8 protein-coding genes are annotated in these 10,975 nt (G+C 69.4%); 2 read left to right on the top strand and 6 right to left on the bottom strand.

Annotation, left to right across the window (positions count from 1 at the left end; translation table 11 throughout):
• Window positions 1-268: 268 nt before the first annotated feature.
• The 6 genes from AB0915_RS35815 to AB0915_RS35790 form a co-directional block, all read right to left on the bottom strand.
• Complete coding sequence (locus AB0915_RS35815; RefSeq protein WP_366695077.1) at window positions 269-850, bottom strand: TIGR03086 family metal-binding protein; 582 nt, start codon at window positions 848-850, stop codon at window positions 269-271.
• A gap of 271 nt (window positions 851-1,121) precedes the next feature.
• The gene (locus AB0915_RS35810; RefSeq protein ID WP_366695075.1) at window positions 1,122-2,360 is read right to left on the bottom strand and encodes an FAD-dependent monooxygenase; all 1,239 of its coding nucleotides are present in this window, start codon (window positions 2,358-2,360) and stop codon (window positions 1,122-1,124) included.
• Window positions 2,361-2,434: 74 nt separating this feature from the next.
• Window positions 2,435-3,049 (bottom strand): TetR family transcriptional regulator, encoded by a 615-nt coding sequence (locus AB0915_RS35805; protein ID WP_366695073.1) that lies wholly within the window; start codon window positions 3,047-3,049, stop codon window positions 2,435-2,437.
• Window positions 3,050-3,373: 324 nt separating this feature from the next.
• The gene (locus AB0915_RS35800) at window positions 3,374-3,577 is read right to left on the bottom strand and encodes a DUF397 domain-containing protein (protein ID WP_366695071.1); all 204 of its coding nucleotides are present in this window, start codon (window positions 3,575-3,577) and stop codon (window positions 3,374-3,376) included.
• Entirely contained in the window at window positions 3,574-4,410 is an 837-nt protein-coding gene (locus AB0915_RS35795) for a helix-turn-helix transcriptional regulator (RefSeq protein WP_366695069.1), read from the bottom strand. The genes AB0915_RS35800 and AB0915_RS35795 overlap by 4 nt, the downstream gene beginning before the upstream one ends.
• 498 nt (window positions 4,411-4,908) lie before the next feature.
• Window positions 4,909-6,216, bottom strand: coding sequence for a hypothetical protein (locus AB0915_RS35790; RefSeq protein WP_366695067.1), 1,308 nt, complete (start codon window positions 6,214-6,216; stop codon window positions 4,909-4,911).
• Between the two features lie 354 nt (window positions 6,217-6,570).
• Between AB0915_RS35790 and AB0915_RS35785 the strand changes: the two genes are divergently transcribed.
• Both AB0915_RS35785 and AB0915_RS35780 read left to right on the top strand, forming a co-directional pair.
• Complete coding sequence (locus tag AB0915_RS35785; protein WP_366695065.1) at window positions 6,571-10,041, top strand: DEAD/DEAH box helicase; 3,471 nt, start codon at window positions 6,571-6,573, stop codon at window positions 10,039-10,041.
• A gap of 159 nt (window positions 10,042-10,200) precedes the next feature.
• Window positions 10,201-10,623: an ATP-binding protein gene (locus AB0915_RS35780; protein ID WP_366695063.1), complete on the top strand. Its 423-nt coding sequence runs from the start codon at window positions 10,201-10,203 to the stop codon at window positions 10,621-10,623.
• The last annotated feature ends 352 nt before the right edge of the window (window positions 10,624-10,975 follow it).

Raw genomic sequence — 10,975 nt, 5'->3', positions numbered from 1 at the left:
CCCGCCCCACCCGCACGGCCCGCCGGATCGGCCGCTCGTGGGGCGGGCGCGTCCAGGGCGTGTTTCGAAAGTCCCGCCTGCCGGGCGACGCCTGGCACGCACGCTCGCTGCGTTGTCGGGCTCGCCCCGATACTTCCAGTATCGGGGCGACCCTCCGCCTTGCGATCGCATGCACCAGACGCCGCCTGGCCCGCCCTACGGGCGGACGACGCTCCTTTCGAAACGCGCCCTATGCGCCTCAGGCGGCAGCGTCCGTCCCGCGCAGACGTCAGCGCCCGGGCTGCCAGTCCGGGTGCCGGCCGCTCATGGCGATCACCCGGTCGACGAGGGGTGCGTCGGCCGGTACCGGGACCGGCGGTCCGAAGACGTCGGGCCGCGGGGCGTCGTCGCGGGGCGTCAGCATGGCCAGCGACACCCGCAGGCTCGCCTCGTCCGCCTCGTACGCCTGCCCGGTGGACCGGGCCAGGTCCCAGCCGTGGACGACCAGCTCGTTCAGTGCGACCATCGCGGCCACCTCGCCCGGCAGATCCACACCGCCCGCCCTGGTCATCCCCTGCCGGGCGGCAGGGTCGCGCCAAGCTGTCACCAGCTCGTCCAGCAGGGGCGGCAGTGTCTCGCGCCAGTCGTCGCCGAGGACCGGCAGTGCGGCGGCCGGTGAGCTGTCGGTCGTCGGCCCGAGATCCTTCCGCGCCGCGTCGCGGAAGGCCCTGCTCAGCCCGACCAGATGGGCGAGCAGCTCCCGCACCGCATAGTCGGGGCAGGGGGTGGGGTCGGTCAGCTGTTTCTCCTCGATGCCGTCGAGCAGTGCGGCGACCTGACGTGCGGCAGGTCCCAGATCGGTCGTGGGCATCGCTTGGTTTTCGGTATCCATACTCTTCAGACCGCTCCGGCACCCGGAACTCATCGGTCCTCGCTCGGGGCGTTCGTGGCGGATACCGGCGGCGAGATCCTGCCGCACCGTCGTCCTCGGCGGCTGACAGGGGCTCACCCGGGCAGACATGGCGTGCGGGAAGTCGCACCGTGTCGCCCATGGGTCCCGGGACCCCCTGTTTGTACCGTTCAGCGGGTTCGTGACCGTGGGGACGGTCGGGACCCGATCGGGACGGGGCCGGGGCCGGAAGTCACGCCTTCAGGGCGCGGCCACCGAACCCGCCGCCCACAGCGGCCCGTTGCCACCAGGCATCCAGTGCCGAGGCGTCCATCGAGCCCCACTCCGGTGTGGCCTCCACCAGGGCCTGCCCCAGTCGCCGCCCCAGCTCCACCATGGCCCGGCCGGCCGCGGTGCGCTCGGAGTCGTACGTACGGAGTGCCTCGGCCCAGTGGGGCGCGGACCTGAGCGCCGACTCCAGTGCCGTCGCGTCCTGGAGCGCCTTGACCGCACCGGCACCGGTGTGCGGGCGGGCCACGGTCGCCGCGTCGCCGGTCAGCAGAAGGCGGCCGGTGGCGTAGCGCGGCGCCGTGAAGTCGTACAACGGCTGGATGAACAGCTCGTCCGGCGCGGTCAGGCCGACCAGGCCGCCCCAGTACGGTGGCAGCAACTCGGCGGCGATGCGGGCGAGATGACTGTGCAGAGCCTCGGTGAGTGTGCCGGGCGGCAGACTCGTCGGAGTCTCCAGCGACAGTTCGAGTTCCGGGGGAGGAGCGGTGTAGAGCACCCAGTTCACCCGGTGGCCGCCGGCGGCGTCCGGGATGCGGTAGACGATCACGTGGCCGCCCGGGAAGACGACGTACGCACACTCCTCGACGTCCCACAGGCGCTGATCGGAGGCGGTCATCCTGGAGACGGGGAAGGCGCCGCGCCAGGCGAGATATCCGGCGTACTCGGGGCGCGCAGCGGTGGCGAGCCCGGCGCAGACCTCGGTGCGGACGAGGGAACGGTAGCCGTCCGCCCCGACGGCGAAGTCGAACACCTCGGTACGGTCGCCGCTGTCGACGCCCGTGATGCGTAACGCAACCCCGTCCGGGGTGTGCCGCACCGCGTCGACGGTGGTGCCGGTGCGGTACTCGACCTCGTCCGGAACCCGGCTCCGCAGTTCCCGCCAGAGCGGACCCCAGTTGTACGTACGGAACGGGAAGGGCATCTCGCCGATCAGCCTCCCGAGGGGCGCGCCGCCCTCGCCGCGTACGTACCAGCGCCGACGGTTCAGCTGGATCCAGGGCATCTCCGCGTCCAGATACCCGGCCGACCGAAGCTCCTCGTAACGGTCGTCGTGCACGGCCAGCCCGACGCCCCGCTCCGCCAACTGCCCCGGCGCACGCTCCAGGACCACGATCTCGTCGGCACCGCCCCGGTGCGCGGCCAGCGCGGCGGCGCATCCGGCGACGCTGCCGCCCACGACGACGACCCGGCCTCCACGCATGTGATGTCTCCTCGGCTGCACGGTGGAAAAAGCCCCACGGACCACCCCACTGACTCCCCATCCGCAGCGGACGGTCAAACCCTCTGGAGCGCGCCCTCCGGGGAGGGCAGGCAGCGGTTCGCCGACGCCGCGGGCCCCAGTGGTCCGTCTGCCGGGGCATCGCTCGCCGCCCAGGTCTCCACGGCCACCCGCACCGCCGCACTGGCGACCCCGGCGGTCAGCCGGATGTCCAGCGGGTCCGCCCCGTCGGGGAGACCGGCCCGCGCCGCGAGCACTGTCGCCAGGGTGGCCTCCGAATCGTGGCAGGCGTCGTTCCATACCGATCGCAGAGCCGGGCTGTCGGCCGCCATCCTCAGCAGCGACCGCACCCACTCCAGGGGCTCCGCGGTCGCTGTGTCACCGGATGCCGGGACCAGTGCGCGGGCCGCCGCGTGCCGCATCGCATCGGGCAGGGACAGCGCGCCCGGGGCGTCCCGCACCGCCTCCGCCCACTGCTGGGAGCCGGCGGCGAGCAGCGGTGCGACGGCCTCTTCCTCGGTCGCGAAGTAGCGGTAGAAGGTGCGCGGGGCGACGCCCGCGGCGCGAGCGATGTCCTCGGCGCGCGTGGTCCGTAGGCCGTGCTCCACGAAGAGCGCCGCCGTCGTACGGGCGATGTCCAAGCGGGTCGCGGCCTTGCGCCGCTCCGTCAACGAGCCACCTTGCATGCGGGTCAGGTCATGCCCTTGAGGACACCGCAGTTGATCGGCGGGAAATTCCTGTATGGCGTCACCAGTGGCATGGCGAGTACGACGAGGAGTGGGACGGAACTCCCGCCGAGGAGTACCACGCGTACCTGGACGAGCAGCGAGCCAAGCACAGGCTCTCGGCGGAGGACCTCAGGGCCTGGCGGCCGGAGAAGAAGACCCGCGGGCGGGCGAAGAAGGCCGATTGACACCCGCGTACAGGCGTGCGCGCAAGACGACGTCCCGTCCCCAGATTTCCTCGGTGGCGGGACGACCGTCGTCCGTGCGTGGTCAGCTCTGCGCAGCGAACTCCACGAAGACCGCCCAACCCCCAGCAGTGACAGACAGGACCGGCCCCGTCTTGTCCTTCGAGTCGCGGACGTGGACGGTGTTCGTACGGGTCGCTACCTCGACGCACTCGCCGCCGGCTCCGCTGCTGTAGCTGCTCTTGAACCACGCGGACTCAGGCGTCCCCACAAGCGCTTCGGCGTTCATGTCTCTCCCAGAAATTTCTCGATGAGGGCCAGCGATTCGCGCGGAGTGAGTGCCTGGGCCCGGAGGACTCCGTACTGCTCCTCGAACTCCCGGACCGACCTTCGCTCCGTGTAGAGACGGCTGTCCTTGTGCGCCTCAACGTACGCGATCCTCCGCTCTTCCTTGGTCTCGATCAAGGTGAAGGCACCAGCCATTCCCGCGTGTTCCTCGCGCCGGGTCGGCATCACCTGGATCTCGACGTTGCGGTATTGGCCGACCAGGAGAATCTGCTCCAACTGGCCACGCAGCACTGCATCCCCGCCCAGGGGGCGGTGCAGCATGCACTCCTCGATCACGAAGCTGATGATCGGCCTGGGGCGACGGGAGTAGATCTCATGCCTGGCCAGGCGCGCTGCCACGCGTTGCTCCACGACCTTCTCTTCCAGTACCGGCCGCCACATCTCGAACACGGCCCGCGCGTACTCTTCCGTTTGCAGCAGCCCAGGCATGCCGTGGTTGGCGTACACGTGCAGTTCGATCGCCTCCGCCTCCAGCCTTGCCGCATCCCGGAAGAACGCCGGATACTGAGCCCGAGCCACCTCCTCCTTGCTGGCCCGCAACACCCCGCCCGCGTCCAGCAGTTCGTCCGCCTGGTCGATGAACTTCGGTTGCGGGACCCTGCGCCCCTGCTCGAACGAGGCGATAGTCGAAGCTGAGTACCCCGTCATCGCCCCGAACTCTGCCCGCTCCAGCCCGGCCCGTACCCGGAACAGCTTCAAGTGCTGGCCGAACACATGCAGAATGCCCGACCCGACCTCGTACTCGTGCTCCGGATGCTGTCGCTGATCGTCCACGTCCCACGCCTCCCGTTACCGTGCCGCGTCGCCCGCCTGCCCCGAACGTCCCACCTACGCATCGGCCAACGCGGCGCACCGGGGCCGGTCATGCCCCGCACCGCGTACAGCCTGCGCGCGGACGCGTACAACATGGACTCGTCGGCACGTCTCTCCTGGTCAACGGTATGCAAGCGTCGAGATCGTTTACTGCTCGAACTGAGCAGTTCCCCCGGAAGTGCGCAGAGAGGAACGTGAGGTGCGCATCGCCCAACTCGTTCCTCGACAAGCACGTGATTCAGGCAATCCAGGGCCAAGGTGGCTTCAATTCCCTGGCAGGGGTGGGAGGCCGATGCTGCCTCAGATCCAGGCCGCGTGTTCGGGCTCGTCCCGGATCGCTCGGGTGGTCTTGGCGATGTTGTCCGCCCCCAGCAGCCGGAGCCTGCCGATGGCCAGGCTCCGTAAAGCGGCCATCGCCTGCGGCGTGCCACCAAGTGAATGCGATCGGCGCGTCTCCCCCTACGCGGGCAGCGCAGGGAACACGACCACAGAGCCGTCCATGTCGCGGGCAATCTCAATCGCCACGTCTGTCGCGCGACTGTCGACCATGGCGCCGTCGCCCAGCTTGTGAATTCGGTTTGCCGCGCGCATCAGGCGATCGACTTCACCGGTCGTGAAGACGGGCCGCAAACTCTGCGGGCGGGCAAGCTCCAACGCAGACAGGCGTTCCAGGACACCGGCGATGCTCGACTGAAGTGTGTCGAGGCGCTGATGGTCGGCCTTGAGTGTGCGGGCGAAGTTCTCGAACAAGTTGGCAGGGTCGCTCTGGGCGTGCTCGACGGCCTGCAGGACGATGACCCGCTGCTTCAGCGCGATGGCCAGGGCCGCGAGTTCGAGGTGGGTGCGAAACGTGCCGCCCTGGTCGTCGACGCCGGGGAACGAATTGGTCAGTGTGGCGATCTCGACAGCCTTGCCGTCGGGCAGTTTGTCGAGTGCGCTCTGCCACCGGGCGAGGCGGCGGTCAGCGGCGCCCAACGCCGTGTTGATGGCGTGCACTGCCGAGTCCAGTCCCAGCGAGGCACCGAGCTTGCCCTGGTCGAGCAGAATGGCGGTGGCTTTGTCGATGGCATCGCGGCAGCCGTCGAGTTCGCTGTGCTCGTCTTCGAGCTTCTGTTCGTGCAGTTGCTCCAGCAGTTCCGTGATGTGCTCGATAGCCTGCTCGCGCTTGTGGTCGGCATGCGCGCTCACCCCTACCGCAACGGCCATGAGCACGAGCGGCGCGGCCACGGTGAGCGCCGCGCTGCCGGCGACCGTGACACCGGCTGTCGCGCCGGCTCCACCGACTGCGCCTGCTGCTGCCGCTTTACCGACCGGCACGAACGTCGCATTGGCTGCGATGCCTGTCGAGTTCATGAGCGCACCGTGGATGCCACCGGCCGCCGCCTTCGACGCCATCGGGCGGACGATGCCCTGACCGAACTGGGCGGCAACCTTCGCCGGAACCACCATGCGATACAAGCCGTCACCGGCAGCGGTCGCCGTCGCCGCCACAGAGGAACTTCGCGCTGATTGCGTGATGAGCTGCGACAGGTGCTGCGCCAAGGGGCTCACGGCATCGAGCGGGATACCTCGGCTGCGGTCGAGCTGGTCGGGCAGCGGATGTACCTCAAGGGTGGCGATCGGCGCGTCGGCCAGACCGGCCAGCACACCGCGCAGTTCAGCCAAGCGCTCAGCCGTCATCGGCCCGTCTCCGGCCAATGCGGGCACCTGGACGTCACCGGTCGCCAGCGTCCACACCGGAACGATCGCCTTGCGGTAGTCAATCATCGTCTCCCCCTTGTTTCCCCACAACAGCCTACGGCTGACATGGGACAAGAACGGCACGAACCTTGTGCATGTCACCTACGGGCGCTGTCTCCCGGTGAACTGCCGATCTGACGCCTTCCGCGAGCTTGCCACCGTTCTGATCCAGAGCCCGTTGGCCCGACAACGAGTCGGCTCGAGGAGGCGAAGCATTGCTTGGTCAAGCTCCGTTCCTGACGAGCGTCCGCCTCCCGTCGCCGCCGACGGCACAGCGGACACCGACCCGAGGTCGCATATGCGCCAATGCCCTCTGCGCACAGCGCGCGGAGCTGGCTAGGGTGATCGTTCCTGGCGGACCGGAACGAGGGGGCGGGCCGTATGGCGGCGAGCAGTGAGCGACGGCGCAGGGCGGACATCGTGCGCTACTGGCGCGCGGTGGAGATGTTCAGCCCGCAGAAGGTGGAGAAGACCTCGCCGCCGAAAGGGATGTATCCCGTGGAATCCGGGAGCCCTCTGCCGTGGGAAGAGGGGCATCCCGCACGGCGGCGGAACCCGGGCCGGAACATGGTCAGGCAGCACACCGTCTACTGCGGCGTGTACCCGGTCGCGTCCGTCCGCGATGTCCTGCTTGATGTCTTCGGCAGCAGCGAGGAGGACCACGACGGCCGCATGGACGGTGACAGTGCCCTGCTGGCCTTCGAGGTCACGGACGAAGGGCTCCTGGTCCAGGACTCCATCACCTTCTCCGCCTGCGGCTGGGCGGTGGGGCGCAGCCGTAAGCCCGGCCCGGGCGCCCAAGGCTGGCTCGACGGCTTCGAGGTGGAGGCCGACGCGTGCGAAGGCGTTGTGCTGGGCGTCGGCGACGGCAAGGTGACGATCACGGACACGGTGCCAGGGCGGCGGCAACGGCCCTTCGCGGGGTTGCTGTGCGAGATCACCGTCGGCGCGGTCGGCGGCGCGTTGAACGCGGTGCTCGGACCGGTGCTCGGTGACCTGGCGGTCGGGGCTCTCTCCGGCGCCGTCGATGCGGTGGCCGACGGCGGGGCCAGGCGCTCCGCCAGGAGCCAGGACGACGGGACGCTGGACGAAAGTCCGTTGGACGAGAGCAACGCAGCCGATGCGGAGGACGACGACGAGGCTCCGCCCCGGCTCGGCGAGAAGCCGCTGACCGTACGGGACCTGTCGGCCGTCACCCGGTGGGTCGCAGAACAGTTCGGCGTCACCGACGACCTGCGGCCGGAGACGATTCGGGTCCAGTGCAAGTCTGTGTCCCGGCGGAAGGCTGGCCGGTCGGGCGGGTCGGACTTCCTGAACAGCTTCATCGCGGCGGACCTCGACCTGGTCGCGGGCAGCCTCAGCAAGGACGAGCCAGGGCCTGCGCTACGGGACTACCTGACCGCCTCGACCGCGCTGCGCGGCCGTGCGCGCATCGACCTCAAGCACGAACCAGGAGCGGTACTCGACGGCGTTCAGCCGGCCCACTTCCCGCTCGGACGGTGGCCGGCGAAGACGGAGCACCCGCTGGTGCTGAGCCAGCAGTTCGCAGTGAACCGGATCGTTGAGCAACTGGCCGACGCTGACGGTCTGTACGCGGTGAACGGCCCGCCCGGCACGGGCAAGACCACACAGCTGCGGGACCTCATCGCCTCCGTGCTGGTCATGAGAGCGGAGCGACTGTCCGAACTCCGACGGCCCGAAGACGCCTTCACCGGCCAAGCGCACCGCTGGAGTACCGGCACCTACCAGAGGTCAGTCGCGTCGCTCAAACCCGAGCTGACGGGTTACGAGATGGTGATCGCGTCGGCCAACAACGGCGCTGTCGAGAACGTCTCCAACGAGATCCCCGCGCTCGAATCCGTCGCTGCGGAGTGGCGGGATGAGGCGTCCTTCTTCCCGGAACAGGGACGACTTGTTCTCGACGGCGTACCGGCGTGGGGAACCCTCGCGGCGAAGCTTGGCAACAAGGGGAACCGTTCGGATTTTCGCAGCAGGTACTGGTTCGGCCCTCCGCGCGAGGAGCGGGCCGAGCGTGGCGAGGGCATGCGGGACCGCCTGAAGACGGCTGCTTCGCGTGGCTTCGACCTGATGTCGTGGCGGGAGTACGTAGCCCGTTTCCGGGACGCGCGGCAGACGGTGCAGGCGCTGCGGGACGAGCGCCAGCGAGGGTATGAGGCGCTCCTGGACTTCAGCGGTTCGCACTCGGCCGTCACCACCGCCCAGGAGGCGGTTCTCAGCGCCGAGCAGGACCTGGAGGCACTTCGGCAACCGGCCGCGGAGGCCCGTGCGGCTCGTGACAGGGCGCAGAGGGACCTTGCAGGCCCTGCGGGCCGAAGGGCGGAGCACCGTCGGCACCGTCCCGGTCTGACCGTGGGCATCTTCACCCTCGGTTCGGCGCAGCGCGACTGGCAGACGGAGGACCAACTGCTGGCCGAGGCGGAGCAGACAGCTCGGGCCGTGTACGAGGAACAGACTCAGACGGCCGCCGCGTACGACCGGGCCGAAGCGGCCCACAGAGGAGTCCTGGAGGAAGCCGGGCGGGCGCTCCGAGCAGCGGAAGGACGCCACGCACGACTCCTGGCAACCCTGGTGGCAGCCATGGAGCGCTGGGGCACCTTCATGCCGGGCAATGAGGAGCCCGGCGAGCGAACAGAGGAGGATGCGCGGGAGCTCTCCTCGCCCTGGTCCGATCCGGAGTTCACCCGGGCCCGCACACGACTCTTTCTTGCCGCGATGGATCTGCACCGCGCGTTCATCGAAGGCGCGGCCGACCGGATGCGCAAGAATCTCGACGCCGCGATGGACGTCCTCTGCGGCGACGCTCCCAAGACCCTGAAGCCGGAAGTGGTGCTGGCGGCTTGGCAGAGCCTCTTCCTTGCGCTGCCGGTCGTCTCCACCACATTCGCCTCGCTGGACCGCATGTTCACCGGTCTGGGGCCCCGGTCGCTCGGCTGGATGCTGATCGACGAGGCCGGCCAGGCGACCGCGCAGATGCCGGTGGGTGCGCTGTGGCGGGCCCGCAGAGGCGTCATCGTGGGCGATCCGCTCCAGCTGGAGCCGGTGGTCACGCTGCCGCACACGGGGCAGCAGGCACTTCGCCGTACCTTCGGTGTGGCTGAGGAGTGGGAACCGTACCGCACCTCGGCGCAGCGCGTCGCGGACCGGCTGAACAGCTACGGCACGTGGCTTCCGGCACCCCAAGGTTCCGAGGACGACCGGGTCTGGGTGGGCTCGCCCCTGAGGGTGCACCGGCGCTGCGACGACCCGATGTTCACGATCAGCAACGAGATCGCCTACGACGGGCTCATGGTGCACGGGGTGCATCGGGACGACGATTACGCGGTGGCTCGGCGCGGTGTGTGGTGGCCGGTGAGCGGAGGGCGGGCACGGCAGGGCAAGTGGTCACCGGACGAGGGGGACTGCGCGAACGTCATCGTGCACCGGCTGGTCGACCAGGGCCTGGACCCGGAGCGTGAGCTCTTCGTCATCAGCCCGTTCCGGGATGTCGTGGCCGGACTCCGTCGCAGCCTGTGCCACGTTGTCCCCCGCGACAGGGTGGGCACCGTGCATACGACGCAGGGGAAGGAAGCCGACGTGGTGCTGCTGGTCCTCGGCGCGGGCGGCGACAAAGCAGGCCCGCGGGCCTGGGCGGCATCCGCCCCGAACCTGCTGAACGTCGCGGTGAGCCGCGCTCGTCGGCGGCTGTTCGTCGTGGGTGACCACGACGCATGGCGTGGGCACCAGCACTTCGACGTACTCGCACGTCAGCTGCCGTGCATCTCGGAGGCCGAGCAGGCGGCCATGCGGGAACTCGCCCCGACGGTGCTTGCCGAAGGGTGCCGCTGCCGATAGGTAAGGGCGCAGTCGGCCCGGGGTAGCGGCCGCGGGCCCTCGGGGCCGAGCCCGTCACGCTCTGCGCGGTGTACAGCACGCGCACCGACGCGTACAGCCCGTTCTCGTCCGCGCGTCTGCCCTGGTCAACGGTATGCCGTGGGCGAGATTGTCGTCGTCATGAGCCGAGCGACTACCCCAGAGATGCCGGTCCAGCAACCGGCGTCACCCGTACGCGAATTCGCCATGCAGTTCACCTCCACTCCACGCGGCGCCCGGCTCGCTCGACGCCTCGTCTCGCACCGGCTCGACGAGTGGGACCACCCCTACGACTCCACGCCCAACGAGACCCTCACTCTGATCGCCGCCGAGCTTGCTGCGAACGCCATCCGTCACGGCCACGTGTCCGGACGCGACTTCCACGTGAGGCTCATCGAATGCACATCCGGGGCAACGACGGTTCTCCGCATCGAGGTTGCTGACACCGGCACCGAGAGGTGCCCTTCCCTCGCGACGCCCAGTGCGCCGGCTACCGACGAGGAGACAGGCCGTGGCCTGTTTCTCGTCTCGCAGCTCGCCGACCGCTGGTGCGTGGCACCTTGAGTCGGAGCACCGGGCAAGATCGTATGGGCGGAACTCGAACTGAGCAGAGGCCTTGCCGCCTCGCTTGGCCGAGGCGACCCTCGCACTCCGATTCTCTGATGTGAACGGTGCGCTGACCGTGCTGGCGGAGCCGATGAGAATCGTGTCCGGGCCCGGCGCCTGACGGCCGGCCCGGAAAGTAAGACCGACCGGCACATGGGGGGTGGGAGTAGGAGCGGGGTTGGGTGCGTGCAGGTGCAAGGCGGAGGAGGGAGTCGACGCGAAGGGGGTCCCCCCATGCCTTCAGGGCTATGGGGGAGTTGTTGACTGACGACAACGCCGGAGGGGGTCCCCCCTGGCCCTCAAGGCCTTG

This window comes from Streptomyces sp. NPDC048411, from assembly GCF_040704695.1.
In the GTDB taxonomy this organism is placed as follows: domain Bacteria; phylum Actinomycetota; class Actinomycetes; order Streptomycetales; family Streptomycetaceae; genus Streptomyces.
Note: the sequence above shows the minus strand (reverse complement) of the source record. Positions and strands in the feature narration are given on the sequence as shown.